Raw genomic sequence first — 26,071 nt, 5'->3', positions numbered from 1 at the left:
TTTTTCTTTGAAATTGAATTCAGTTTGATTTATGTCTATTTACTTTTATATCGCTATATTTTATTTATAACCACAATAAACGTATATTTTAAACTATTTCTATATATCAAAAAATAATTTTAAATTTTTGTTTCGAAAATGGAAAAGAAAATTTAAAATGCTTAATCCTGAAAAACTCGATCAATATATGAAAAATCTAAAAAATAAAGATAATATATCCGTGAAATAGTAAAGGATTTTTGCTGTGTAAAGGAGAAAGTTATCAGAAGCAGATTTAAGTAGAGAAATAAGCTATATTGATGAAACGACTTTAACGAATATTACTGCCGTGAATATGGCTGGAATAAAAGAAGAGTATCTATCAAAGAAAAACGGATTAAGATATTCAAGAATAAGGTTGCTGGAAATTAATAGGGAGTATGATAGACAGGAGAAAAAGTGGAAAGCAAATTTTTTGAAGAATGGTTCAGAGAAATATTTTTAAGGGATATTAAAAAATGAAAGAAAAGAGTGCTAATAGTGATGGATAATGCCAGATTTCATAGAAAAAGAATATTAGAAAAGGTAATTTAAGAAAACGGGGCATTGCCATTATTCTTTCCGTTATATTCACTGAATTTAAATCCAATAGAAAAAGTATGAGCCAGCGGCCTCAAGAAGGCATAGCTCATAATTTTAATATGCTTGAGAAAGCAGTTATTTCTATTGTGTTTGATAAAATAGCCCAGTTTTAAATAGGTTTCACTATACATGAGTACAGTAGGCTTGAATAGCGCAACAATAAAAAAATATACAGTAGAACGGGGAAACATGGTACAGCAATGGACAAGTTAAGTGTAAAGGAAAATATGAAGACACTTTTAAAGGTAGTGAGTAATACGGATAATTTCTTTAAGAGGTAGCAATGAGTGAAATATAGCACTAGCTTAAACAAAGGTCAAGTATCGTCTTTAGGTTGAATAAGAGACTCAATGGCTTATAGCTGTAGAGTAAGCCATTCTTTTGAAAAATGGCCTTGATTCAACTGTATTGAATAATTCATTGTACGTATTATTTCATAATTGTTGTAAAAGAGGTATTAGACTCTTTGATATTTTATAAAATATTATTTATAGTCATTCAAAATTAATAAATTTAGCAACAAATTTTGTTCCTTTGTTCAATTCACTTTCAACATCAATACTTGCATTATGCTGCTCAATAATTTTTGCAACTAATGAAAGTCCTAATCCAAAACCTTTATTCACTTTTTTGTTTCGTGAGTCATTTACTTGGTAAAATCTATCCCAAATAAGTTTTTTATCTTCATCAGGTATTCCAATTCCATTATCTTCAATCTCCATAATGCAGTTTTCATTTTCTGAATACAGCTTTACACTTATTTCATCCTTTGTAAATTTCATTGCATTATTAAGTAAATTGTCAAGCAGTCTTTCAATCATTACTTTATCTGCGTTTATAAATATATTTTGTTCAATATTTTTTGAAACTTTTATATTTTTCTCGCTTAAAAGATTTTTATAATCTTCTAATATTTTTTCCATTGTTTCTGAAAAATTTATTTTTTGCAATTCAATAACAGCCTGCTTTTCTATTTTAGAAAGTTCCATTATTTGATTTATCAGTTCTGACATTCTTTTTGCCTGACGCTGAATCACAGAAAAGGAATCCTTTGCTTCTTCCACAGTGTCTGCATATTCCAGCGAATACTGGCTTTCTGTAAGTATAACGCTCACAGGTGTCCGAAGTTCGTGCGAAACATCTGAACTAAACTGTTTTTCACGTGTATAGGAATTTTCAAGCGAATTTAGCATTTCATTAAAGGTATCTGCCATCCTGTGTATTTCATCTTTTCCTTCATCAATTTTGATTCTTTTGGAAAAATCACCGTTTTTTTGAATTTCTGAAGCTGTATCTGATATTTTGGCTACAGGATTTAGAGCTTTTTTTACAATTCTGTATCCGCCATAAACTATTATTAGCAATAATAGTGGACTTAAAATTAAAATTATAATAAGCAGTTTGCTTACTTCATCAGATAGCTGATTTACTGGAACAATCCCTCTAACCCATTCTCCTCTAGAATTGTCTATTTTTTTATCGAAATAATAATATTTTTCTCCATTCTTTTCATAAGTTCTGACAGTGTTTTCTTTATATTTTAATGTCAAATCAAATCCTCGTGGCGACATTCCGCCCATTTCTATTCCTTCGCTATTGTACTTAACAAAGTAAATCCCGTCATCAAATTCATCAAACTCATTAGGATCTGAAATCATTTCAACAGTCATTTCAATCACAGCCTCCATCAATTCTCGATGGTTCAAGTCTCCTGTCATCTTATTTGCAACGGTAAATGATACTGTTAGCATAATCGAAATTAAGATTACTACAAAAACAGTATACCAAAGAGTTACCTTTACAGTAATCGGAAAATCCCCCCAAATTTTATTTAATTTATTTTTCAAAACTCAATTATTCCTTTCTTTTCAAAAAATTCCTAATAATTAATTTATTTGAACTAATCCTCCTTTATAACATATCCAAGTCCTCTTTTTGTATAAATTATCTGTTTTCCATCTTCTATGTCTATTTTTTTCCTAATATTTTTTATCAAAACGTCAATTATATTGGAATCTCCTTCATAATCAAAGTCCCACACATGCTCCTTAATCTGCTCTCTGCTTAAAATCCGATTTTTGCTTTGCATAAGGTATTCCAGAACTTCGTATTCTTTTCCTGTTAATTCTATCTGCTTTCCAGCTCTTGTTACTGATTTTTCTGAAGTATCCAAAATCAAATCTCCTATTACAAGCCTATTTGAACTATTTCCATACTTTCTCCTCACAACTGCCCTAATTCTTGCCATAAGCTCATTAAAGTCAAATGGTTTTACAATATAGTCATCAGCCCCCAAGTCAAGTCCTTTTACTTTATCATCTGCACTATCTCTTGCAGTAAGCATAAGAACAGAAGTATGATTTCCTTTATCCCTAAGTTTTTTTATAACTTCAAATCCATCTACTTTTGGCATCATAATATCCAGAATTACTAAATCGTATTCACTATATTCCAGATAATCTAGCGCTTCTTCCCCATCTAGCACGCTATCTACACTATATCCATTTTTTTTTAGATACCTTGTTACAACATTATTCAAATCTACTTCATCTTCTGCCAGCAAAATTTTCATATTTAATTCTCTCCTGTATTATTTTTAGCAAATGCTAAAATCTTAAGTTTCTATTATTCTAATTTATACTCAAACCTACTTAAAATTAAACTACTAAAAATTATATAAAATTTAGGGTTTGAGTAAAATAGTCATAACTTTTGAGTTTGGTTTTAAAGCAGTTTTACTATAAAAACTATAGCAATTTTACTATAATATATCACAAATTCCAAAAAATAAAAAGAGAGCAAACTGAAAACAGTAAATTTTCAATCAACCCTCTGCAAGAATATTTTTTAATTTATTTTATTAATCTCTTTCTGCTTTCCATTTTACAATGGCTCCAGTTACTGCGTCAATATCAAATTCGTATTCCCATCCATTGTGGTAGATTTCTCCTTCATAGACCATTCTTCCATTTTCTCTATCCAAATGGATTTCTTTTACGTGAGAACTGTTTGCTCCTGGCACTTTTTTCAATGCAATGTTCATTGCCCTGTTTACTCCAATGTAACTGTTTGAAGAAACGTTTCTGTTATATTTATGTTTGCTTTTTGCGTTTGCAGTCACTGATACTCCTAATACCATGATTCCTAATAATGCGATACTTAAAATTTTCTTTTTCATAATTTTTCTCCTTCTTTTTCATTTAATTTTATTTTTTGATTTAAAAATTTTTGCAAGATTTTTTATTTGTATTGTATTTTAATAATTTTTATTATAATGCTTTACTTCAGTTCCAATAATTTCTCCTGTTGAAGCGTCTATATCAAATTCGTATTTTGAATTATTGTAAAAAATTTCAATTTCATAAACTGCTCTTCCATAATCATGATCTAATTCTATTTTTCCAAAATGGCTTTGATTCGCTCCTGGCACTTGTGCAAGTGCAATTGATTTTGCTTTTTCCATTGTTATAGTTTGCGAATTGTTCACATTGTTATTAATGTAGCCAGAATTATTTGAAATTTCATCTACTTTCCATTTTACAATATCACCAGTTACAGCATCAATATCAAATTCATATTCCTGTCCGTTATAATAAATTTCCCCTTCATAAACCATTCTTCCATTTTCTCTGTCTAAATTGATTTTTTTCACGTGAGAATTGCTTGCTCCTGGCACTTTTTTCAATGCAATGTTCATTGCTCTGTTTACTCCAATGTAGTTATTTGAAGAAACATTTCTGTTGTATTTATTTCTAATCTTTGCATTTACAGCTACTGATACTCCTAATACCAGGATTCCTAATAATGTAATACTTAAAATTTTCTTTTTCATCTTTCTTTCTCCTTTAATATTCATTTATTTTTTTAGTTTTCTATCTTATCTTGAATACATTATAAAATAGTTTTATGAATATAAAATGAATGGAAAAAAATTTTTACAAAAAAAAGGAACAGTCCTAATTTTAATTAGAAATATTCCTTTTATTTGTATTATCCGCTGTTACGAAGCCCTGTTGCAAGTCCATTTATTGAAATGTGAATGGCTTTTCTCAGTTCTTCTGAATCGTCTCCAGCTCTTGAACGTTTTATTAATTCAATCTGTAAATAATTCATCGAGTCAAAATATGGCAGACGATTTCTTAGACTGCTTACTAACTCTGGATTATCTGCCAGTAAAACATCATTTCCTGTAATTTTTTTCAAGATATCAATTGTTAAAATCCACTCTTTTTCTATTTCCTTAAAGATTTTTTGTGCTGTTTCCTGATCACTTGCCAGTTTTACATATTCTGCGAAAATTGATAAATCTGTTTTTGATAGAACCATGTCAACATTTGAAATTGTTGAACGGAAGAATGGCCATTCCTTATACATTTTCTGCAAAATTTCCAATTTTTTATCATCATTGTCAATCCACTTTGTAAACGCTGTTCCAACACCGTACCATCCTGGAAGCATTATTCTTGCTTGCGACCAAGAGAATACCCATGGGATTGCTCTTAGGCTGTCTAGTGATTGTGTTTTTTTACGTGAAGACGGTCTTGAGCCAATATTTAACCCTGCAATAAAGTTTATTGGCGTAACTTCAAAGAAAAAGTCTGAAAACCCGTCAGTATTGTAAACTAAGTCACGGTAAGCGTAGTAACTTAATTCTGAGACATTTTCTATTATTTTTTCATATTCTTCCCAGTCTGCATCTTCCTCTGTCAACGCACTTGATTCAAGAGCGGCCGAAACCAATGCTTCCAGATTTTTTAATCCTAAATCAGGATTTCCGTATTTTGCACCGATTACTTCTCCCTGTTCTGTAAGTCTGATTGTTCCGTCTGTACTTCCTTCAGGCTGTGCTAAAATGGCTTCATAACTTGGACCGCCACCACGTCCTACTGTTCCTCCACGTCCATGGAAGAATGAAATTTCCACATCAAATTCCCGCCCGATTGCAGTCAGCTCTTTTTGTGCCTTGTATAAAGACCAGCTTGAACTTAGATATCCACCATCTTTGTTACTATCTGAATATCCTAGCATAACTTCCTGTTTTCGACCTTTTTTATCCATCCATTTTTTCACTAACGGCAAATTAAACCATTTTCTCAAAATATCAGGAGCCGCAATTAAATCTTCCACTGTTTCAAAAAGCGGAACAATCTGCAAATCACAAAATTCATTCCCTTCATTTCCTTTTGCAAGATTAGCTTCTTTTAGTAAAATAGCTATCTCTAGCATATCTGAAACACTTGTTGCATGAGAAATCAGATTTTTTTCAATAATTTTACTTCCAAAACGTTCTCTCAAAGATTTTGCCTTTCTGTAAATTGCAAGTTCTGAGGCTAGTGTTTCGCTTTGTGGAATTGTCGGATCACTTAAAATTCTAGGGTCATGTTCCAGTTCTCGCAGTAAAATCTCACATCTTGCGTCTTCTGACAGACTCAAGTAATCTCCTAGAATATTTGCACTTTTCAGAAGTTCGGCAACACATATTTCGTGAACGCTGGAATCTTGTCTTAAGTCAATTGTTGCAAGGTGAAATCCAAATATTTTCGTAGCACTGATTAGATTATTTAATTTTCCTTGCGTTAAAAATTCACTATTATTCTTTTTAAGTGATTCTGCCACAATCACCAAGTCGTTTGTAAATTCATTAGCTGACTTGTAAGGAAGATCAATTCCATTTTTTCTTTTTGGCGGTAATAAGTCACGGTTGTAATCACACAATTTGTAGGCTGTTGCAAGCAGTCTATCTGTTATTGTTGTCAATGCACGGCGATATGGCTCGTGTGTACGATGTGGCGAAACTTCTCCAGAAGCATCAGCCAGTTTTTGCAGTTCTTCAGTTACATTTGTCATTGAAATAGACATTGATAAATCTCTATAAATTTCTCGAACTACATCCAGATAATGCTGGAATAATTTTATAGCCTGCTCTTGCGCCGACTGCTCCAGTGTATTTACTGTAACATAAGGATTTCCGTCTCTATCTCCACCAATCCACATTCCCATAGTAAGTGGAAGCAGAGCTTGGGATTTTACTTCAGAATTTCCTAATGTTTTTGAAATTTCCTGAAATTTATTCATAAGTCTTGGAATTTCATTAAAAAATGTAATGTTGTAATAACTTAGAGCATTACTTATTTCATCTGTTACACGTAATTTGCTAGCTCTCAACATTGCAGTTTGCCACCAAATTTGAATACCACGGCTTAAATCATTAAGCCATTCATTTTCATCAATTTGATGAGATTTCACATTTTCATATTTATCCAGAATATCAGTTAATTTTTTTGTCAAATCCAAAATACTTTTTCTTTGAACTTGTGTTGGATGTGCTGTTAAGACCGGAACAATTGAGACCTTTTCCATAGCCTTCAATATTTTATCTTGACTGATTCCCTTTTTCTTTAAATTTTTTAGTGATTTTTCAAGAGATCCGATCTGCGGCTTGTTGGAAATCTTTGCATATCGCTGTTCATGAGTCTGATACACATCTTCAGCAATATTCGCAAGTGCCGAAAAAATCGAAAAACCTCTTATCACACGTAAAATTTCCGCATCAGTAAGTTCCGAACAAAAAGACGATAAATTTTTTCTAGCCTCCTGTTTTTGTGTTTTATAATATTTACTAGAAGCTTCTTTCAATTTTTCAGTAACCTCATAAATATGTAAACCCGCATATCTAAAAATCGTTTCACCTAGAAGAGTTGCAAAAAGCTCGTTATGAATGAGCAAATCCTCCTGATGCTTATCAAGTTTTACTGACGGTAAAGGAGTTATCGGTAAATTTTTTAAATTCATTTATTTCACACTCTCTTTCTTTTTTAACATTTATATATTTATCATTTATTCTCCAATTTTTTTTAAATATTTCATCTGTTAAATTATACCATAAAAAAGCCTTAGATTAAATAGCGATTTCAAATTATTACAAAATGTGATATAATTTTAACAAAATAAGACAAAGCAAGGGGGAACAATCGTCATCCGCCTTGCATCCCCGGATTGTCTAAGTATTTTTTTGAAATATTCCCAAATTTTATTTGGGAAAGTAGTCTAAACATTTATTATTTGAATAAGCCTGGATTACTACGAAATTGAAACTCGCTTTTTAACAAAGGTTATTATAATTCCTTAAACCAATTATAATCTAAAAATTTTGAAAAAGCTCAGACAGTCAATTTCATTTCAAAAAAATCACGACGTTTTTAGTTTAATTATAATAATTAATTTGATTAAAATAAATGTGGAAAAATTAAAAAAATTGTTATAAATTTCCAAGATTTTAATTTTTCAGTAAAAGACAACTTGTTTGAGCTTTTCTACTACATTTGAATTGATAATAACTTTATGGAGTGAAAATAACTTTTATTAAAAGCGAGTTTTGTCTTTTTCTGTAAAATTGAAATTTGGGAAGTGGGGATGCAAGGGCATGGCGTCTGATGCCCTTGCGTTAAAATAAAAAATGAGTAAAATAGAAAATATTTATTAATAAAAATAATCTTAAAATTAGACAGATATTTGAAATTAGAAAGAATGTTGAGAGGAAGAAAATGGAAAAAAATTATGATGTATTAGAATTTTATAAAATAATTAACGAACTTATTGATTTATCAAGATTAGAAAAGACGAAAGAAAAGTTTCTGGATATTGATATTATAAAGGAAAAGTCAGCTTTGGATAAGGAACTTATGCTTATGATGGAGATGATTGACTTTTATAAGTATGATGATGGATTGGAACTTGCAGGGCTTGCGGATATTACTAAGATGATGAATTCCATTGATATTATTGGATCTTATTTGAGTGCTGAGGATTTGGCGGTTTTGAAGAAAAATTTGACGATTTTTAGGATTTCTAAGAGCAGGGCTAAGAATGTTAGGGATAAATATAGAACGATTTGGAATCTGTTTAGCGATGTTGAGGAAGTTAAGGATATTGAGAACTTTATTTCAGAAGCAATTAATGATGAAGGAGTATTGAAGGATGAGGCTTCGATTGGACTTCGTGATGTGAGAAGGCAGAAACAGAATATTAATGCAAATATAAAAGAGAAATTTGACGAGCTGATTTCCAATAAAAGTACGCAAAATGCTATTCAGGAAAGAATAATAACTCAAAGAAACGACAGATATGTAATTGCTGTAAAGACAGATTTTAAAGGGCTTATTAAAGGAATAGAACACGATAGGTCTGCAACAGGAAGCACAGTTTACATCGAGCCTTTAAATATTGTTTCATTAAATAATAAATTGCGTGAATATGAGGCTCGTGAGCGTGAGGAAATTAGAAAAATACTGCTTAGAATTACAGAACTTGTAAAAACGAAAAAGGAAGAAATTCTGGAGATTAAAGAAATTTTGGAAAGACTGGACTTCATTGATGCGAAAACAACTTATTCTGTTAATAAGAAATGTATTGTTCCGAAAATTATTAATAAGGAATATTTGAAACTGGTTGAAGCAAGACATCCATTGATTGATGAAAATGCGGTTGTGCCGATTAATTTTGAACTTGGGAATCCTGAAAATATAATGCTTATTACAGGGCCTAATACTGGAGGGAAGACAGTAACATTGAAAGTGGCTGGACTTCTTACAATTATGGCATTATCTGGTATTCCAATTCCTGCAAATGAAAAAACTGAAATTGGGTATTTTCACAATGTACTGGCTGATATTGGGGACGAACAAAGTCTGGAGCAAAACTTATCCTCATTTTCAGGGCATGTGAGCAAAATAAAAGATATAATTGAAAATGCAAACAGTAAATCGCTTGTATTAATGGACGAATTAGGAAGTGGAACTGACCCGATGGAAGGGGCTGCTTTTGCAATGGCAATCATTGATTACTTGAATAAAAAACACGTAACTTCAATAATCACAACCCATTACAGCGAAGTAAAAGCATACGCCTTTAACACAACAGGAATTAAAAGTGCGTCAATGGAATTTAACGTAGAAACGTTATCTCCAACGTACAGACTGCTGGAAGGAATACCAGGGGAAAGTAACGCCCTTATAATTGCAAGGAAATATGGAATTAGCGAAGAAGTGATTGAAAATGCTAAAAGCTACATAAGTGAAGATAATCAGCGTGTCGAAGAAATGCTGAAATCAATAAAGGAAAAAAATGATGAGCTGGAAACAATGCAGGCACAATTAGAAGCAACAAGAACTGAACTTGACAAGCAAAAGAGCATTTATGAGCAAAATATGATAAAACTTGAAAATGAAAAAAATGAGATTATAAAACGTGCCTACGAAGAAGCTGACAATTACTTGAAAAACATGCAGGCAAAAGCTAAAAACCTCATTGACAAAATTAACAGCGAGGAATCTAAAAAAGAAGATGCGAAAAATGCTCAAAGAAGCCTGAATATGCTACGTGAATCATTTATTACGGATAAAAAGAAAAATGTAAAGGAAAAGAAAGTCGTTACTCAAAATGTAGATTTTGCCGTTGGGGAAGAAGTGCTTGTAAAAACAATGAACCAAAATGGAAAAATTTTGAAAATAATGCCAAATAGCCGTATTCAAGTACAAACTGGAATATTAAAGCTAGTTGTATCAACTGACGACATTGTAAAAATTCAAAAGAAAAAAACAAACAAATTCAAAAACTTCGCCTCATTAAAACGAACTTCCCAAGTACGAGGAGAAATCGACTTACGTGGAATGAATGCCGATGAAGCAATCGCTGAACTTGAAACATACATGGACAGAGCAATGCTCACAGGCTACCACGAAATCTACATAATTCACGGAAAAGGAACAATGGTACTAAGAAAAAAAATCCACGAATACTTGAGAACTTCAAAATATGTGACTGAGTTTAAGGATGCTAATCAGAATGAAGGTGGAATTGGGTGTACGGTGGTTACTTTGAAGTAGGAATTTATGTTAAGAGAGATTTTTATAAATTAAAAGTTTTCAAGAGCAGGGAGAATAAAAAATGAAACTTTACAACACAATGACAAATAAAATTGAAGAATTTAAGACAATAGAAGAAAATAAGGTAAAAATGTATGTTTGTGGGCCTACTGTCTATAATTACATACATTTGGGGAATGCACGTCCAATTGTAGTTTTTGATACGTTGGCACGGTATTTTGAGCATAAGGGGATGGAAGTTGAGTTTGTGCAGAATTTTACGGATGTGGATGATAAGATTATAAATAAGTCTATGGAAGAATGGACTTCTGCGAGTGAGGTTTCGGAAAAATATATAAAATATTTTTTTGAGGATATTAGCAAGCTGAATATTCTTGAAAGTGTGAAAAGACCTAAAGTTACTGAAAATATGGCGGAAATTATTAAGATTATTCAAAAATTAATTGATAATGGGTTTGCTTACGAGAAAGATGGGGATGTTTATTTTGAGGTAAAAAAATATAAGGATTATGGAAAATTATCAAATCAGAAAATTGAGGAGCTGGAACTTGGGGCTAGGATTGATGTGTCGGAAATTAAGAAAAATCCAGTAGACTTTGCACTTTGGAAAAAAAAGAAGGATGGAGAGCCGTTTTGGCAATCGCCTTGGGGACAAGGACGTCCTGGATGGCATATAGAATGTAGTGCGATGGCAAAAAAATATCTTGGAGATACATTTGATATTCACGGTGGCGGACAAGATTTAGTTTTTCCGCATCACGAAAATGAGATTGCCCAAAGTAAGTGTGCTTATCACGGAAATTTTGCAAATTATTGGCTTCACAACGGATTTATTCAGATAAATGGCGACAAGATGTCAAAATCGCTAGGAAATTTCTTTTTGCTTCGTGAAATACTTGAAAAATTTTCTGGAAATGTAGTAAGACTTTTTATTCTAAGTACGCATTACAGAAAGCCAATTAACTTTTCATTTGAGAATATAGAGGATACGAAAAAAGCGTTGCAAAATATTATAAAATCAATGAATAAATTTGAGAATATTGTTGAAAAATATAAAAATGAAAAAATAGAAAATGTTAAAAATTCAGAATTTTCTCAAAAAATTGATGAATTTGATAAAAAATTTGAAGAAGCGATGGACGAGGATATGAACACACCGCAGGCACTAGCGACTATTTTTGATCAGATTAGGGAAACAAATAAACTTATTTCCACAATTGAAAGTGAGTTTTCCACAATTTATTATGAAATTAAAAAATCTTATGATTCTTTGAAGGCAAAATTAGAAAATGTGTTTGGAATAGCGATTGAAGTAGAAAATGCTGTGAAGGAAGAAGATGGAGAAAATATGGAATTAACAAAAAAATTAATTGAGTTACTGATAAAATTACGAAGTGAAGCAAGAAGTGAGAAAAATTTCAAGTTATCTGATGAAATTAGGGATGAATTGAAGGCACTTGGGGTAGAAATTAAGGATAATAAGGATGGAAGTACAGATTATAATTTATTGTAATTTTTGATTTAAAAAGAGGGAAAAAATGAAAAATATTTTAGTAGGAGTTACAGGGGGAATTGCGGCATATAAATCGGCTAGGATTGTATCGCTTTTGAAAAAGAAAGGATATAATGTAAAAGTTGTGATGACTGAAAATGCTACAAAAATCATTGGACCTTTGACTCTTGAAACTTTATCAAGAAATAGGATTTATGTGGATATGTGGGACAGCAATCCGCGTTATGAAGTGGAGCATATTTCACTTGCGGATTGGGCAGATATAGTTTTGATTGCACCTGCGACTTATAATATAATTGGAAAGGTGGCAAACGGGATTGCAGACGATATACTTACGACAATCCTTTCTGCTGTTTCGGTAAGAAAGCCAGTATTTTTTGCTTTGGCAATGAATGTGAATATGTATGAAAATCCGATTTTAAAAGAAAATATTAATAAGCTCTCATCTTTTGGGTATAGGTTTATTGATGCAGAAGAAGGCTTGCTTGCCTGCAATTATAGTGCGAAGGGTAGAATGAGCGAGCCAGAGGATATTGTCGAAGAAATAGAAAGATACAGTATTTTTTCAAAAATAGAAAATTTTGAGACTGTGCTAAAAGGCAAAAAAATTCTTATAACGAGTGGGCGAACAAAGGAAAATATTGATCCTGTCAGATATTTGTCAAATAATTCAAGCGGGAAAATGGGATATTCACTTGCTCAGGCGGCTGTTGATCTGGGAGCAGAAGTAATTTTAATTAGCGGGCCTACGGACTTGAAAATTCCAAATGGGCTTAAAAATTTTATTTCTGTGGAATCAGCACTTGAAATGTATGAAAAAGTGGATGAATATTTTAAAGATACTGATATTTTCATAGCTTGTGCTGCAGTTGCTGATTACAGACCAAAGGAATACAAAAAGGAAAAAATAAAAAAATCTGATTCAGATTTGGTTATAGAATTAGTTAGAAATCCTGATATTTTGCTAGAGATGAGCAAGAAGAAAGAAAAACAGCTATTAGTTGGATTTGCAGCAGAAACTAACAATATAAAGGAAAATGCTCTGAAAAAACTGGAAAAGAAAAATTTGGATATTATAGTGGCAAATAATGCGTCTGTAATGGGCAGCGATGAAAATGTGATTGAGATTATTAGAAAAGATAGGACTTCGGTGGAAATTAGTCAGAAAAGTAAGGTGGAGCTGGCTTATGATATTTTGAGCGAAGTTGTTTGTGAGTTGGAAAAAATAAATAAAAGAAGGAGAGGCTATACAAATTTAGCAAATTAACTGTTATGGATAATGAAAATAAGAATTTAGACAATAAAATTGAAGAAAAGCATGAAGTGAGAAATTCAAAATCTAGCAAGAAAAAAGGGATAATTTGGGGAATAATAGCTTTATTAATTTTAGGAATTATTTTTTTCGGAATGATGTTTAGCAGAAAAAACATTAGTTCTGGGAAAAATATTGTGAATGAAGAGGAAGATGACAAAATTTTTAGGGTTAATCCAGTAAAAAATCCGCAAGTTACCTATTATAATTTTCGTGGCGAAGTTTATCCTGACTGGGCTAAATTTGGACTTACTCGAAGTAACGGAGCGAGAGGACATCAAGGAATTGATATTTTTGCATTGCCAGGGTCAGATGTTTATGCTGTGCTGGATGGTAAAATTGTGGATATGTATGTGGATAAAACTGGATATGGATTAAATTTCTACTTGGAAGTCGATCCAAAGGAACTTGAAAAAATAAAAAGAAAAAATTACAAACCTAAAGAAAGTGCAAGAGAATGGGCATACAGCCCAAATTATGATCCTAATACAATGCAAGTAAAATATATTAGATATTGCCATTTAAGTGAAGTGAATGTAAAAATCGGAGATACAGTAAAGGCTGGGCAAGTAATAGCTAAATCAGGTACAACTGGAAATGCAAGTGGAACACATGCTCCTCATCTACATTTTGAGATAGCCTTTGAAATGAGAGGAAAAGGACTTATAAACAGAGTTGATCCAGAAATGTACTTTAAAATAAAAAATGGAGACAAAATGACAAAACAAGAGATAAATGTCCAGACTGAAGCAGCTAAAACAGAATGGTTTGAAACAAAAGGCTATGATACTGGATTTAGAGATAAAAGTATATTTTTAGATAAAAAAATGAATCCAGATGGAAGCAAAGTGAAAGAAAATTTAAATAAAATTAATAATTTAAAAAGTAGAAAAATTAGGAAAAAATAATTTTTTTAATTAGCAATGATGACACTTAGGAGGAAATTTTTATGGGATTATTTGATTTATTTAAGAAAGAGAATGAAAAAGAAAATGATGCTGAAGCAGTTTCTGAAGAAATAAATACAGATGGCTGGGATGCTATTACAGAAACTTTTAATAAGCTTTATCCAGATCAGAAAAATCCATTACATTATGCGGCAATGATAAAATGGAGATTTGGTGGAAATGATCCTTTGGATGGTATTAGTATTTATGATGGAGGGGATTATTGGCACTTTGTTACTTATGGATTGTCTGAACTGCATGAAAAAGTAAGTGAAAATACAGAATACAGCGGTTATGGAATGGAGTTTACATTAAAATTAAAAAAAGATAATTATATTGATGAGGAAGCTGAATTAAAGGGAATTTGTGGAATTTTACAAACAATTGCAAGAGCGACGTTTTCTAGTGGAGAAATATTTAGACCGTATGAATATTTATACACTGGGCAGACGGAAGGAATGGATGTAAATAAAAAGTCAAATATTACAGGGTTTATTACTATTTCTGATGAAAAAGCTGGAATAATTGATACAGTTAATGGAAAAGTGGAATTTATACAATTTATCGGAGTAACTGATAATGAACTGAAAGCAATTCAAAATAAAGAGACAACTGTTAAAGAATTATATGAAAAATTAAACAGCGATGTAACAAACTATAATAGAAAATCAGTATTTTAAATAAAAAAGAGAGTATAAAGGGTAAATCCCTAAATATTCTCTTTTCCTTATTCACAAGTTTTATTTTTCTCTCATCTTTTCAGATAAATCAATTCTCTCTCTATTTATAATTTTGGTTACTAAGCATTAACAACAAGATTTATTAATTCTTCAATAGTTTTTGCACCAACTGATTTTTGCTCTCCATTTATAAATACAACTGGTACCGCCTGAATATCTTTTTCTTTTGCTTCTTCAAAAAATACTGCACTATCTACCATTGTTGTTGTAATGTTTTTGTTATTTGATGAAATTAAGTTTAAGGCTTGAACTACATCTGGACAATGTGTACAAGATAATGAAATAAATGTTTCGATATTTACAGGCTTATTAACTGATTCAACTTTTGAAAGCTGCTCTCCTTCCAGTTTTTTTCCAAGTCCTGCAAGTCCCAAAACTGCTAGAATAAAGCTGTTAAATTCATGTCCTCCAGGAATACCTGAAAAATTAATCCCAGTATTTTCCCCATCTTTTAAAATTGTAAAAGATGTTGGACGAGTAAGGTTTGCTTTTTCTAAGTCAGCCTTATCATTGTCAAATGATTTTTTTACATAGTTCACTTTTCCAGAAATTGAATCAACTTCTTGTAAGAAGCTGTCTAATTCAGCTGATTTTTCGCTATTATTCAAAAATGAGACTAATTCAATGTTTCCATTAATTTTATCAAAATAACCTTTTAACTGTTCTACAATATTACTATCTAATAAAGCCATTTTACCTCCTTCTAATTTATTAAGTTTAAAATTATTAAATTTTACCTACTAAATCTAATCCTGGTTTTAAAGTAGCTTCTCCTTCTTTCCATTTTGCTGGACAAACTAATCCTGGGTTATCGGCTACGAATTTTGCAGCTTTTGCCCTTCTTACTAATTCTGATGCGTCTCTTCCGATTCCTTCATCATTTACTTCGTAAGCAACAATTTTTCCTTCAGGATTTACGATGAATGTTCCTCTGAATGCAAGTCCGCTTTCTTCGTTTAATACTTCAAATTCTCTTGAAATAGCTTTTGTAGGATCTCCAATCATTGCATATTTAACTTTTCCGATTGCTTCTGAGTGATCGTGCCATGCTTTGTGAGTAAAGTGAGTATCAGTACTTACTGAATAAACATTAAATCCTAATTTTTCCAATTCTTCTCTATGGTCTTCTAAATCTTCTAATTCAGTTGGACACACAAATGTAAAATCAGCTGGATAAAATACGAAAATATTCCATTTTCCTAACATATCCTTTTCAAAGTTTACTTCTTTAAATTCTTCGTTTTGATAAGCTTGAGCTGTAAAATTTTCAATTTTTTTTCCTATTAAAGACATAATTTCCTCCTAATTTAATAATATTATTGTTTTTAATTTGAAATCATTACAAATATTTCTTGATTACATTATACCATAAAAAATTATTTTGTCAAATAAAATTTAATATTTGTATTTCAAAGAAATTATGATAAAATTTTATAAGAATAAAAATAAAAAGAGAGGATAAATATGTATAAAGTATTAATTGCAGACGATAATAAACAAATTGTTTCGATACTGTCAGAATACTGTAAAAAAAATAATTTTACTGTAAGTACTGTATTTGATGGGGAAGTAGCGTTAAAGGAAATTGAAGAAAATGAGTTTGATATAGTACTTTTGGATGTAATGATGCCTAAAAAGGATGGTTTTGATGTATGCAGAGAGGTGCGTACTTTTTCAAATGTTCCGATTATAATGATTACAGCACGTGGGGAAGATTATGAGAAAATAATGGGACTGGAAATAGGAGCAGATGATTATATAGTAAAGCCTTTCTCGCCAGGAGAAATAATTGCAAGAATAAATGCAATTTTACGTAGAATAACACCTAAAAATGATGAAAGTGCAAAAATTTTCACATTTGATAATCTTGAGATTGATTTGAATAATTTTACGGTAAAGATAAATGATGAAATAATTTCGTTGACTAAGAAAGAAATAGAGATTTTATGGACTTTGGCAACAAATCAGAATAAAGTTTTTACAAGAGAAAATTTGCTGGACTTGATATGGGGATTTGATTATTTTGGAGAAAGCCGTACTGTCGATACGCATATAAAAAGGCTTCGTGCAAAACTTGACAATTATAAGCATGAGAAATGGAATATCAAGACAATTTGGGGAGTTGGCTATAAATTTGATATTTTAGAAAAGTAACTTTGTTAATGAATATTAAAAATTAAATCATTGGATAAAAAATACGAAGTTTGAAAAAATAAAAAAGGAGTGAAGTTTTTTAAAATGGGTAAAAGAATAAAAAAAATTTTTTTTAACGGAGAGGAGTATCCGCCAGAGACATTTAGATTAGGAATGATGCTGTGCATGGTTGGGGGATTTATGGACGCATACACTTTTGTAACGCGGGGAAAAGTCCTTGCTAATGCACAGACAGGAAATGTTGTTTATCTTGCTATAAATTTACAAAGGGGAGATTTTGGAAAAGCCTTTAATTATTTTATGCCGATTCTTGTTTTCACATTTGGAATATTATTTACTGAATTTATTAGAGTGAAATTTGAAAAACATAGAATTTTTAGATGGCAGCAAATTGTTATATTTTACCAAGTTATAATAATGTTTTTTATTTCATTCATTCCAAGCGGAAATTGGAATATTGTTGTAAATATGATTATGTCGTTTATTGCCGCAATTCAATATCAAGGATTTAGAAAAATTAGAGGACTGGCAGGAGCGACAACAATGTGTACTGGGAATTTACGAAGTGGAATGGAGAATTTATTTAAATATATAAATACAGAAAACAAATCGTATTTACAGAATTTCTGGATATATTTGGGATTAGATGGATTTTTCTTTGTCGGAGCAATGCTTTGTGTAGTTTTAGTAAAAATATACGGTATAGGAGCGTTGCTTGCTTGCTGTATTTTACTGGTTGCGGTGTTTATTATAATGTTTAAGGAAACTATTTAGGAGATAGGAGGTATTTAAAATTGAATAATTACAAGCCACCTTTTCAAATAACTGAAAAAATGACAGTATTAATAGGTGAAATAAGTGAAGAAATAGGAAGAATGTCTATTTTTCAGGAAAAAATTTCAAATCCACATTTAAGGAGAGAAAACAGAATAAAAACAATACATTCTTCGCTTGCTATTGAACATAATTCTCTCTCGCTGGAACAAGTTACAGCCATATTGGATGGAAAAAGAGTTTTAGGAAATCCTAATGAAATAAAAGAAGTAAAGAATGCCTATGAAGCGTATGAATTATTAACTAAGTTAAATCCATTTTCAGTAAAGGATTTATTGGATGCTCACAGATTGATGATGAATGGGCTGGTTAAGGAAAACGGTAAATTTCGTTCTCAAGGGGTTGGTATTTTTGCTGGAAGAAAAGTTGTACATATTGCTCCGCCAGCAGATTTAGTGCCTAAGCATATAAGCAGTTTAATTTCATGGTACAAGACTTCTTTTGTACATCCATTGATTAAAAGTGCTGTTTTTCATTATGAATTTGAATTTATCCATCCATTTTCAGATGGAAATGGTCGTATTGGAAGAATGTGGCATACTTTACTGCTTGAAAAATGGAAAAAAATATTTTTTTGGCTTCCAATAGAGGAATTGATAAAAAAGAACAGAAAGAATATTATGATACTCTTGCAATAGCTGATAAAGAAGGTGAGAGTACAATATTTGTAGAGTTCATGCTTAAAATTATAAACGATAGTTTAAAAGAAATTAAAACTTCTGAAAGAATAACCGACCAAGATAACGACCAAGTAACCGTACAAGATAGTGACCAGGATAAAAATCCAGTTGAAAAATTACTTAGTGTCCTTGGAGATAATGTTTTATCAGCAACAGAAATTATGGAAAGATTAAATTTAGTACATAAACCTACTTTCAGAAAAAATTATTTAAATCCTGCCTTAGAGGCAAAATTGATTGAAAGGACAATTCCCGACAAACCTAATAGTAAAAATCAGAAATACAGGAAATTGAAAAAAAGTTAAATAAAAGAAGCCGTTTAATATAATTCATAAAATTATATAAACAGCTTTTTAAAATTTAGTTTTTAATTGTAAATTCCAATTTTTCAGGTTTTATTCGTTAATTGAACCATGTCCAGAGCTTTGAAGACTGCAGCTTTTATCTTTTCCATTTTCAGTATAGATAGCATCGTTACCTTTCATGTGAATTGAGATGTTTCCATTTGAATATCTTTCTCCACTACCAGATGCTGCTGAACTTAAAGTATGGATTCCTCCATAACCATCAGCTACTTTTACTTTATCTGTTGAAACATTTTCAACTGTTATGTCTTGATAACCATCGCAGCTGTATTTTCTTAGCAAATTGCTGCTAGAACTTTGGTTGTAGCTTCCTGAGTTGTCACTTGCTGTCATAGAGCAGCTTTCATCGCTTCCATTTTTTGTGAAGACTGCATCGTTTCCTTTTATGTGAATAGAAACTCCTCCACCTGTGTATTCTTCTCCACTACCAGATCTTGTTAATTTCAGATTGTAAACTTTTCCGTTTCCATCTGTCAATCTTACTCTGTCTGTAGAAAGATTTTGTACTGTTACATCTCTGCTACTGCAGCTAAATTTTCTTGTTACATTTGATGCTTTTTTTGAAGATTTTGCTCTCACTGCTGAAAAACCAATAGAACTAAGAGCTAAAACTCCAACTAAAGCTGTTAAAATCATTTTTTTTGTCGATTTCATAACACTCACTCTCTTTTCTCCAATTTATTTTTTATTATATGCTCAAACTCCTAAAAATGAAACATATAAATTCTGTTTGAGAATAGCCCAAACTGTATCCATTTTAAAGTAATCTGGCTATAACAATTACATTTTTGAAATCTTTGAATCCCTTCTCAAATTTCAATATGAGTATATCATACTTTTTTTAAATTTTCAATTATTTAATGAAAAAAATTTTCCTATATTTTTAATTATAAATTAACTTAAAAAATATGAATTTTTATTTTTTATTGTCAACAAATCCTTTGTTTATAACAAAAATAATATATATTATATTAATTAGTAAAATTTTTTTAAAAATTAGCCAAAAAATTAAAGGAAAAAAAAAGAAATATCATGTATAATTCAAAAATGGAGCATGCGTTATCCTGAATTAACGTAAATTTTTGATGAAGGACATTTTTATGAAAACAAATACAATTTTTACATTGATTAAAGAGTATTTTTTAATTGGACTTGGAACTTTTATTCTGGCATTCGGATTACATTTTTTCTTTTTCCAGAATAAAATAGCAAGTGGTGGAGTAACAGGGCTGGCATTGGTTGTCAAAAGTATTTTTCACATTTCAACTGGATTATTTGTTGCAGTTAGCAATTTTATCCTATTTACACTTGCATTTATTGTAATTAGTGGTCAATTTGGTATAAAAAGCATTTATGCTACAGTAATTTTATCTGTTTTTCTTTCATATTTTGAAAAATTTTACCCAAACTATGCTCTTACTCACGACTTAATTTTAGCAACAATTTTTGGAAGCGCATTATGTGCTTTAGGAATAACAATTATTTATTTTTATGAAGCTTCTACTGGCGGTACTTCAATTATTGCGAGAATCCTTACAAAATATTGCCATATCAGTTACGGAATGTCTAGCTTCATCGTAGACGCAGTTGTTACTCTTTTAGCGATTTTTGCCTTTGGAATTGAACTAGGACTTGTGGGACTTTTAAGTGTCTACGTAACAGGATTTATCATTGATAAGTTTATTGAAGGATTTAATTCACGTAAGCAGATTATGATTATCACTTCAAACAAAGACATCGTTTTAAATTACATTTTAAAGGATTTTGACAGAGGTTGTACTGTACTTAAAGCCGTTGGAGGCTATTCTGGATCTGAAAAGGACATTTTACTCACAATTATCGAAAGAAGACAGTTTATTCTGTTAAGAAAATTCCTAAAAACCCACGATCCAACTTCTTTTGTAACAGTAACTGACACAACAAAAGTTTTTGGAGAAGGTTTTGATCAATTACATTAATTTTTAAATTTTTACATTCCACAAAAAAGAGAAAGCCAATTACAATAATAATTTATTACAAAACGGTTTTCTCTAACATCTATTTACTTTTTTAATAACTCTTTTTAATTTGCACTATTTGATATCCTTACAATAAATACTTCCATTTGCTCTTTCATAACTTGTTCTACCATGTTTAACACTTCTCCGATGTACTTCTTTCCACTCATTACAATCAAAAAATTACAACTAATAGCACTCATTCCCAAGACTATCATAAGTATTATTTTTACTATTCTTATTTCCATTTTCAACAACTCCCTTTTAAATTTTTATTTCCTGTTTGTTAAAGTGTACTTTTAGAATTAATAACAATCAATTTTTTCTTTTATACTTCTAAACTTTTTGATCAATAAATATTTTTTCTTATTTTAATTTAATATCAGTTCTTTTAACACAGAAGTGTTGGATGCTATACCTTTTATTTTTCAATAACACTTATACTGAATTATGATTTAACACTAATGGCGACAGTTCTCGCACGACTCCTATTTAACGTAAAACCTTCTTATTTGACTACTTGAAGATAAATTCAAAATAAATGTTGATAATAACTTACATTTTTTGATATAATATGAGAAGATAAATTTTTAATTGCTAAAATTGCATGTAATGAAAGGATAAATTTAGAATGATTAGTGTTTTAAAGGGAATGAAAGATAGATATTCTGACGATGTAAAAAAATATGACTTAATTGTTGACACAGCAAAAAGTGTATTTGAAAAATATGGATTTGAACGAATTATAACGCCTATTCTGGAAGAAACTGAGCTTTTTAGACGTGGTGTTGGAGATGAAACAGATGTTGTTTCAAAGGAAATGTACGAATTTACAGACAAAGGCAACCGAAATGTTACAATGCGTCCAGAAGGTACTGCTGGAGTTGTACGTGCCTATTTGGAAGCAGGTTTTCACAAGTCTTCCCCAATTGTAAAATGGTTCTACAACGGTCCAATGTATCGTTATGAAGCCCCACAAAAAGGAAGATTTAGGGAATTTCATCAAATGGGTATCGAAATGTTCGGAGTCCGTTCTGCTTACCTTGATGCTGAAATTATCCGAATGGGATGTGAATTTCTTGAAAAACTTGGAATTAATGGTTTAGTTGTGGAAATAAACAGTCTTGGAAACATTGATTCAAGAAAAAAATACATTGATGATTTAAAAGCATTTATGGAAAAAAGACTGGATAAACTTAGTGACGACTCAAAACGAAGATATAAAACTAACCCTTTAAGAGCATTGGATTCAAAGGATAAAGGTGACCAAGAACAATTTATCAAAGCCCCAAAATTATACGACTATCTTGACGAAGAAAGTAAAAATTATTTTGAAGATACAAAAAAATATCTTGAATTAATGAATATTAATTATGTAGTGAATGACAAGCTGGTGCGTGGACTTGACTATTACTCAGATACAGTCTTTGAAATAAAATCTGACAAATTAGGCTCACAGGCAACTGTGCTGGCTGGGGGGCGTTACGACAGACTTCTTGAAATACTTGGAAATGCAAAAGTGCCAGGAATAGGTTTTGCCGCTGGAATGGAAAGAATTGCAATGCTTATGGATGAAAATTTGATTGCAAAAGAAGAAAGCAAGATTTACGTTATTTATTTTGACGAAACAAAAGAATATTTTGTAAAAATAGTCGAAGAATTGCGAAAAAATGGAATAAAAGTTAATTTTGACTACAATCCAAAAAGTTTTGGAGCCCAAATGAAAAAGGCAAACCGTGAAAATGCAGACTATGTATTGATTTTAGGAGAAGATGAACAAAAAGAAAATGTAGTTACAATGAAGAAATTTAGTACCGGAGAGCAGGAAAAATACAGTTTTGAGCAAGTTTTGAAACATTTTGAAATAAAGAGTCTTGAAAAATAGGGGGGTTATGGGAAATTTAATAAATTTTTTAGCTATTATTTTGGGTAGTTTGATAGGATTTTTCATAGGCCATAAATTTAAAAATGAAATGAAAGATCTTATAATGGAGTGTGTCGGACTATTTATAATAGTTGCTGGTTTGAAAAGCACGATAAATTCAAATCGAGATATTATTGTTTTAATTTATCTGATTATCGGTTCGATAATTGGACAAATCATAGATATTGATTTAAAATTAAAAAATTTAGGATTATTTTTGGAAAAAAAACTTAATTTTGCTATCAAAAATCCAGAAACTAATGATACTGAAAAAAGTTTTGCAAAAGGCTTTTCAACTGCTACAATTTTATTTTGTACAGGAGCAATGGCAATTGTAGGAGCAATAAACAGCGGACTTACAGGTGACGATACAACGTTAAAGATAAAAGCAATTTTAGATGGAGTAATTTCCATCGTTATAACATCTCTATATGGAATAGGCGTTATGTTTTCAGCTGTTTCAGTTTTTATTTACCAAGGATTTTTCTATCTTTTTGCTAATTATCTAAAACCATATTTAAATGAAAAAACAATTTCAGATATAAATTTTCTTGGTGGAATAATGGTTATGGCAATCGGAGTAAATTTATTATTAAAAAAAGAAATAAAAATTGCAAATATGTTGCCAGCATTATTTATACCAATTATTTTAGAGATTTTTATATAAATAAATTAAAAGAAATTTGAATATAAGGAAAGGAAATAAAATGTACAGAAATTATAAATTAAATGAATTAAGAATGGAAAACATCGGAGAAGAAGTTGTTTTATCTGGATGGGTTTCAAAAGTTAGGGATTTGGGACATTTCACATTCATTGATTTGCGAGATAGATATGGAATTACTCAAATTTTGGTAAATGAAGAAGTTTCAGGAAAAGAGCTTTTTGAAGAAGCTAGAAAATTAAAAAATGAGTGGGTTATAAAAGTTACTGGAAAAGTTGCTGAAAGAAGCAGTAAAAATAAAAATATTTCTACTGGAGATATCGAAGTTGAAGCAAAAAACATTGAGATTTTGAGCCGTTCTAAGCAATTACCGTTTGAAATTGATGAAACAGGTAATCTTAATGAAAATATGCGGCTAACTTACAGATATCTCGATATAAGACGTCCAAGAATGTTAAATAACATTATAAAAAGAAACGATATGCTGTTTTCAATTAGAAAATTTATGAACGAAAATGGATTTTTAGATATTGACACTCCTATTCTAGCGAAAGCCACTCCCGAAGGAGCAAGAGATTTTGTAGTTCCAAGCCGAATAAACAAAGGTGACTTTTACGCCTTGCCACAATCTCCACAGCTATTTAAGCAAATACTTATGGTATCAGGTGTTGATAAATATTATCAGCTTGCAAAATGTTTTCGAGATGAGGATTTAAGAGCCGACAGACAGCCTGAATTTACTCAATTGGACTTGGAAATGTCGTTTATTGAGCAAGAAGATATTTTAAATGTGACAGAAGCACTTGCAAAACAAGTATTTAAAGATGTTACTGGTATTGAAATTACTGAAAATTTTGAAAGAATGAGTTATGATGATGCAATGAATTTTTATGGTTCAGACAAGCCTGATTTAAGATTTGACATGAAATTGATTGATTTATCCAAAGAAACAGAAAATTGTGGATTCGGTGTATTTGAAAATGCAATAAAAGATGGGGGAAATGTAAAAGCGATTGTTGCTCCAAATGCTGAAAAATTTTCAAGAAAATACATCAAAGATTTAGAAGACTTTGTAAAGACATATTTCAAAGCAAAAGGGCTAGCTTATATCAAAATTAATGAAGATGGCGAAATTAATTCTCCAATTGCCAAATTTTTTACAGAAGAAAAATTAGCTGAAATTACTCAAAAATTAGGAATTAAAAATAACGAAATCGCTTTAGTTTTAGCTGATAAATACAAAATTGTCCACGACGGACTGGGAGCATTAAGACTAAAACTTGGAGAAGAGCTGGAATTAATTGACAAAGATTCTTTCAAATTCCTATGGGTAGTTGACTTCCCAATGTTTGAATGGAGCGAAGAAGAAAACAGATACAAGGCTCAACATCATCCATTTACTTCAATAAAGCAGGAAGACAGAAAATATCTTGATTCAAATGAGCTTGATAAAATAAAGACAAATTCCTACGATATGGTTCTAAACGGTTATGAAATTGGTGGAGGAAGCATCAGAATTCACGAAGAGGAATTACAGGAAAAAGTATTTGAAAAATTGGGGCTTAGCAAAGAAGAACAGCAAGAAAAATTTGGCTTCTTTCTGGAAGTGCTAAAATACGGTGTACCACCACACGGAGGTCTTGCCTTTGGAATCGACAGATGGCTTATGGCAATGCTAAAAGAAAATTCTATAAAAGAAGTAATCCCATTCCCTAAAACAAATAAAGGACAGGATTTGATGACTGGAGCTCCTGCTGAAATTGAAGAAAATATACTTGCAGAAGATTTGAGATTGAAATTATTAGAAATTGAAAGGGAAAATTAATAATTTTAAAAAGAGTTGGGATAATTAAAATGAAGAAATTAAAATATTTAATATTCTTTTTATTAAGTATTTTGTGTTTAAATTTATGTATTACAACGAGATACATTATGAGTAATTTTACAAATAATAGTACAAAAAATCTAGATAAATAATACAAAAATTCAATAAATATTGTATTTTATATAATACTAACTCTCTTTTTAAAATATTTATGGCTTATGATATATTTCTTTTCGTTAATGTTTTTGTCGTTACTAACATTTTAACACGAAATTATCATGAGTTTTTATATTTTTTTAGTTTGTCGCAATATATTATACAATCTATGTCATAATAAAAATTTAAAATTCTTTTTCTATAATCTTTTTCATATGCCATGATATTATTATATCATATTTTTAGGTCGTTTTTATGCAGGTTTTACTATAATTATAAAAAATACAGATAAATAATACTACTTAAATGAGAAAAGTATGAGTCAGAATTGAATAATCTTGTAGATAAAAAGTTGTAACTAAAATTAAATGTTACAACTCTTTCTATTTTTATTTAAATTATTTCAAAAAGATTATACTAGAAATTAAATCTAAGTCCTGTGGTAAAAACATTAT

The 26,071-nt window shown here is 30.6% G+C and carries 23 protein-coding genes; 14 read left to right on the top strand and 9 right to left on the bottom strand.

The features are described from left to right. The first annotated feature begins 334 nt into the window (after positions 1 to 334). Positions 335 to 484, top strand: coding sequence for a hypothetical protein (locus HMPREF1552_RS12360; RefSeq protein ID WP_021745067.1), 150 nt, complete (start codon positions 335 to 337; stop codon positions 482 to 484). 631 nt (positions 485 to 1,115) lie between these two features. On the opposite strand, the gene HMPREF1552_RS09980 is transcribed toward HMPREF1552_RS12360, so the two are convergent. From HMPREF1552_RS09980 to ppc, 5 genes are all read right to left on the bottom strand, one after another. Continuing rightward, the gene (locus tag HMPREF1552_RS09980; protein WP_021745065.1) at positions 1,116 to 2,468 is read right to left on the bottom strand and encodes a HAMP domain-containing sensor histidine kinase; all 1,353 of its coding nucleotides are present in this window, start codon (positions 2,466 to 2,468) and stop codon (positions 1,116 to 1,118) included. 53 nt (positions 2,469 to 2,521) lie between these two features. Beyond that, a complete protein-coding gene (locus HMPREF1552_RS09975; RefSeq protein ID WP_021745064.1) occupies positions 2,522 to 3,193 on the bottom strand; it encodes a response regulator transcription factor in 672 nt (223 codons plus the stop codon). A gap of 288 nt (positions 3,194 to 3,481) precedes the next feature. Then, the gene (locus HMPREF1552_RS09970) at positions 3,482 to 3,799 is read right to left on the bottom strand and encodes a PepSY domain-containing protein (protein ID WP_006805921.1); all 318 of its coding nucleotides are present in this window, start codon (positions 3,797 to 3,799) and stop codon (positions 3,482 to 3,484) included. Positions 3,800 to 3,877: 78 nt separating this feature from the next. Then, positions 3,878 to 4,453 (bottom strand): PepSY domain-containing protein, encoded by a 576-nt coding sequence (locus HMPREF1552_RS09965; protein ID WP_039901600.1) that lies wholly within the window; start codon positions 4,451 to 4,453, stop codon positions 3,878 to 3,880. A 158-nt stretch (positions 4,454 to 4,611) separates the two neighbouring features. Further along, on the bottom strand, positions 4,612 to 7,413 hold the full coding sequence (ppc, locus tag HMPREF1552_RS09960) for a phosphoenolpyruvate carboxylase (protein WP_021745062.1): 2,802 nt from the start codon (positions 7,411 to 7,413) through the stop codon (positions 4,612 to 4,614). A gap of 752 nt (positions 7,414 to 8,165) precedes the next feature. On the opposite strand from ppc, the gene HMPREF1552_RS09955 reads away from it, so the two are divergent. The 5 genes from HMPREF1552_RS09955 to HMPREF1552_RS09935 all read left to right on the top strand — a co-directional run bounded on the left by HMPREF1552_RS09955 (position 8,166) and on the right by HMPREF1552_RS09935 (position 14,957). Continuing rightward, on the top strand, positions 8,166 to 10,505 hold the full coding sequence (locus HMPREF1552_RS09955) for an endonuclease MutS2 (RefSeq protein WP_021745061.1): 2,340 nt from the start codon (positions 8,166 to 8,168) through the stop codon (positions 10,503 to 10,505). A 61-nt stretch (positions 10,506 to 10,566) separates the two neighbouring features. Continuing rightward, positions 10,567 to 12,018 carry a cysteine--tRNA ligase gene (gene cysS / locus HMPREF1552_RS09950; RefSeq protein WP_039901599.1) on the top strand — a complete coding sequence of 484 codons (1,452 nt, stop codon included), beginning with the start codon at positions 10,567 to 10,569 and terminating at the stop codon, positions 12,016 to 12,018. A gap of 25 nt (positions 12,019 to 12,043) precedes the next feature. Next, the gene (gene coaBC / locus HMPREF1552_RS09945) at positions 12,044 to 13,285 is read left to right on the top strand and encodes a bifunctional phosphopantothenoylcysteine decarboxylase/phosphopantothenate--cysteine ligase CoaBC (RefSeq protein ID WP_021745059.1); all 1,242 of its coding nucleotides are present in this window, start codon (positions 12,044 to 12,046) and stop codon (positions 13,283 to 13,285) included. A gap of 5 nt (positions 13,286 to 13,290) precedes the next feature. After that, on the top strand, positions 13,291 to 14,238 hold the full coding sequence (locus tag HMPREF1552_RS09940) for a M23 family metallopeptidase (protein WP_021745058.1): 948 nt from the start codon (positions 13,291 to 13,293) through the stop codon (positions 14,236 to 14,238). A 41-nt stretch (positions 14,239 to 14,279) separates the two neighbouring features. After that, the gene (locus HMPREF1552_RS09935; RefSeq protein WP_021745057.1) at positions 14,280 to 14,957 is read left to right on the top strand and encodes a suppressor of fused domain protein; all 678 of its coding nucleotides are present in this window, start codon (positions 14,280 to 14,282) and stop codon (positions 14,955 to 14,957) included. Positions 14,958 to 15,076: 119 nt separating this feature from the next. On the opposite strand, the gene HMPREF1552_RS09930 is transcribed toward HMPREF1552_RS09935, so the two are convergent. Together HMPREF1552_RS09930 and ahpC are read right to left on the bottom strand one after the other, a co-directional pair. After that, positions 15,077 to 15,709: a thioredoxin family protein gene (locus HMPREF1552_RS09930; RefSeq protein WP_021745056.1), complete on the bottom strand. Its 633-nt coding sequence runs from the start codon at positions 15,707 to 15,709 to the stop codon at positions 15,077 to 15,079. Positions 15,710 to 15,743: 34 nt separating this feature from the next. Beyond that, positions 15,744 to 16,310: an alkyl hydroperoxide reductase subunit C gene (ahpC, locus tag HMPREF1552_RS09925; RefSeq protein WP_021745055.1), complete on the bottom strand. Its 567-nt coding sequence runs from the start codon at positions 16,308 to 16,310 to the stop codon at positions 15,744 to 15,746. A 171-nt stretch (positions 16,311 to 16,481) separates the two neighbouring features. Between ahpC and HMPREF1552_RS09920 the strand changes: the two genes are divergently transcribed. The 4 genes from HMPREF1552_RS09920 to HMPREF1552_RS12615 all read left to right on the top strand — a co-directional run bounded on the left by HMPREF1552_RS09920 (position 16,482) and on the right by HMPREF1552_RS12615 (position 18,990). Then, on the top strand, positions 16,482 to 17,171 hold the full coding sequence (locus tag HMPREF1552_RS09920) for a response regulator transcription factor (RefSeq protein WP_021745054.1): 690 nt from the start codon (positions 16,482 to 16,484) through the stop codon (positions 17,169 to 17,171). An 84-nt stretch (positions 17,172 to 17,255) separates the two neighbouring features. Beyond that, complete coding sequence (locus HMPREF1552_RS09915) at positions 17,256 to 17,945, top strand: YoaK family protein (protein WP_021745053.1); 690 nt, start codon at positions 17,256 to 17,258, stop codon at positions 17,943 to 17,945. A gap of 20 nt (positions 17,946 to 17,965) precedes the next feature. Next, on the top strand, positions 17,966 to 18,643 hold the full coding sequence (locus tag HMPREF1552_RS12975) for a Fic family protein (RefSeq protein WP_021745052.1): 678 nt from the start codon (positions 17,966 to 17,968) through the stop codon (positions 18,641 to 18,643). Further along, positions 18,580 to 18,990 (top strand): Fic family protein, encoded by a 411-nt coding sequence (locus HMPREF1552_RS12615; protein WP_196808140.1) that lies wholly within the window; start codon positions 18,580 to 18,582, stop codon positions 18,988 to 18,990. Before HMPREF1552_RS12975 ends, HMPREF1552_RS12615 begins: the two co-directional genes overlap by 64 nt. 90 nt (positions 18,991 to 19,080) lie before the next feature. On the opposite strand, the gene HMPREF1552_RS09905 is transcribed toward HMPREF1552_RS12615, so the two are convergent. Then, positions 19,081 to 19,704, bottom strand: coding sequence for an MliC family protein (locus HMPREF1552_RS09905; RefSeq protein WP_039901601.1), 624 nt, complete (start codon positions 19,702 to 19,704; stop codon positions 19,081 to 19,083). A 446-nt stretch (positions 19,705 to 20,150) separates the two neighbouring features. Here HMPREF1552_RS09905 and HMPREF1552_RS09900 point away from each other — a divergent pair, with 446 nt between their 5' ends. Next, positions 20,151 to 21,008, top strand: coding sequence for a YitT family protein (locus HMPREF1552_RS09900; protein WP_039901598.1), 858 nt, complete (start codon positions 20,151 to 20,153; stop codon positions 21,006 to 21,008). Between the two features lie 104 nt (positions 21,009 to 21,112). Here HMPREF1552_RS09900 and HMPREF1552_RS09895 read toward each other — a convergent pair whose 3' ends face one another. Then, complete coding sequence (locus HMPREF1552_RS09895) at positions 21,113 to 21,295, bottom strand: hypothetical protein (protein ID WP_021745047.1); 183 nt, start codon at positions 21,293 to 21,295, stop codon at positions 21,113 to 21,115. Positions 21,296 to 21,678: 383 nt separating this feature from the next. Here HMPREF1552_RS09895 and hisS point away from each other — a divergent pair, with 383 nt between their 5' ends. Genes hisS through aspS form a run of 3 tightly spaced genes read left to right on the top strand, consistent with a single transcriptional unit; the run spans position 21,679 to position 25,460 of the window. Continuing rightward, positions 21,679 to 22,932 (top strand): histidine--tRNA ligase, encoded by a 1,254-nt coding sequence (gene hisS, locus HMPREF1552_RS09890; protein WP_021745046.1) that lies wholly within the window; start codon positions 21,679 to 21,681, stop codon positions 22,930 to 22,932. A gap of 7 nt (positions 22,933 to 22,939) precedes the next feature. Beyond that, positions 22,940 to 23,638 carry a DUF554 domain-containing protein gene (locus HMPREF1552_RS09885; protein ID WP_039901597.1) on the top strand — a complete coding sequence of 233 codons (699 nt, stop codon included), beginning with the start codon at positions 22,940 to 22,942 and terminating at the stop codon, positions 23,636 to 23,638. 40 nt (positions 23,639 to 23,678) lie between these two features. Continuing rightward, positions 23,679 to 25,460, top strand: coding sequence for an aspartate--tRNA ligase (gene aspS / locus HMPREF1552_RS09880; RefSeq protein WP_021745044.1), 1,782 nt, complete (start codon positions 23,679 to 23,681; stop codon positions 25,458 to 25,460). Positions 25,461 to 26,071 lie beyond the last annotated feature (611 nt).

Source organism: Leptotrichia sp. oral taxon 879 str. F0557, from assembly GCF_000469385.1.
Lineage (GTDB): Bacteria > Fusobacteriota > Fusobacteriia > Fusobacteriales > Leptotrichiaceae > Leptotrichia > Leptotrichia mesophila.
The sequence above is the reverse complement of the archived record's forward strand: the minus strand, read 5'-3'. Positions and strand labels throughout refer to the sequence as shown.

Bases quoted from the DNA above. Each gene is read 5' to 3' on its own strand.
- HMPREF1552_RS09920 (WP_021745054.1), top strand. From the start codon at position 16,482: ATGTATAAAGTATTAATTGCAGACGATAATAAACAAATTGTTTCGATA.
- ppc (WP_021745062.1), bottom strand. From the start codon at position 7,413: ATGAATTTAAAAAATTTACCGATAACTCCTTTACCGTCAGTAAAACTT.
- HMPREF1552_RS09895 (WP_021745047.1), bottom strand. From the start codon at position 21,295: ATGGAAATAAGAATAGTAAAAATAATACTTATGATAGTCTTGGGAATG.
- HMPREF1552_RS09965 (WP_039901600.1), bottom strand. From the start codon at position 4,453: ATGAAAAAGAAAATTTTAAGTATTACATTATTAGGAATCCTGGTATTA.
- HMPREF1552_RS09935 (WP_021745057.1), top strand. From the start codon at position 14,280: ATGGGATTATTTGATTTATTTAAGAAAGAGAATGAAAAAGAAAATGAT.
- coaBC (WP_021745059.1), top strand. From the start codon at position 12,044: ATGAAAAATATTTTAGTAGGAGTTACAGGGGGAATTGCGGCATATAAA.
- cysS (WP_039901599.1), top strand. From the start codon at position 10,567: ATGAAACTTTACAACACAATGACAAATAAAATTGAAGAATTTAAGACA.
- HMPREF1552_RS12360 (WP_021745067.1), top strand. From the start codon at position 335: ATGGCTGGAATAAAAGAAGAGTATCTATCAAAGAAAAACGGATTAAGA.
- HMPREF1552_RS09930 (WP_021745056.1), bottom strand. From the start codon at position 15,709: ATGGCTTTATTAGATAGTAATATTGTAGAACAGTTAAAAGGTTATTTT.
- aspS (WP_021745044.1), top strand. From the start codon at position 23,679: ATGTACAGAAATTATAAATTAAATGAATTAAGAATGGAAAACATCGGA.
- HMPREF1552_RS09940 (WP_021745058.1), top strand. From the start codon at position 13,291: ATGGATAATGAAAATAAGAATTTAGACAATAAAATTGAAGAAAAGCAT.
- HMPREF1552_RS09955 (WP_021745061.1), top strand. From the start codon at position 8,166: ATGGAAAAAAATTATGATGTATTAGAATTTTATAAAATAATTAACGAA.
- HMPREF1552_RS09915 (WP_021745053.1), top strand. From the start codon at position 17,256: ATGGGTAAAAGAATAAAAAAAATTTTTTTTAACGGAGAGGAGTATCCG.
- HMPREF1552_RS09900 (WP_039901598.1), top strand. From the start codon at position 20,151: ATGAAAACAAATACAATTTTTACATTGATTAAAGAGTATTTTTTAATT.
- hisS (WP_021745046.1), top strand. From the start codon at position 21,679: ATGATTAGTGTTTTAAAGGGAATGAAAGATAGATATTCTGACGATGTA.
- ahpC (WP_021745055.1), bottom strand. From the start codon at position 16,310: ATGTCTTTAATAGGAAAAAAAATTGAAAATTTTACAGCTCAAGCTTAT.
- HMPREF1552_RS09975 (WP_021745064.1), bottom strand. From the start codon at position 3,193: ATGAAAATTTTGCTGGCAGAAGATGAAGTAGATTTGAATAATGTTGTA.
- HMPREF1552_RS09970 (WP_006805921.1), bottom strand. From the start codon at position 3,799: ATGAAAAAGAAAATTTTAAGTATCGCATTATTAGGAATCATGGTATTA.
- HMPREF1552_RS09885 (WP_039901597.1), top strand. From the start codon at position 22,940: ATGGGAAATTTAATAAATTTTTTAGCTATTATTTTGGGTAGTTTGATA.
- HMPREF1552_RS09905 (WP_039901601.1), bottom strand. From the start codon at position 19,704: ATGAAATCGACAAAAAAAATGATTTTAACAGCTTTAGTTGGAGTTTTA.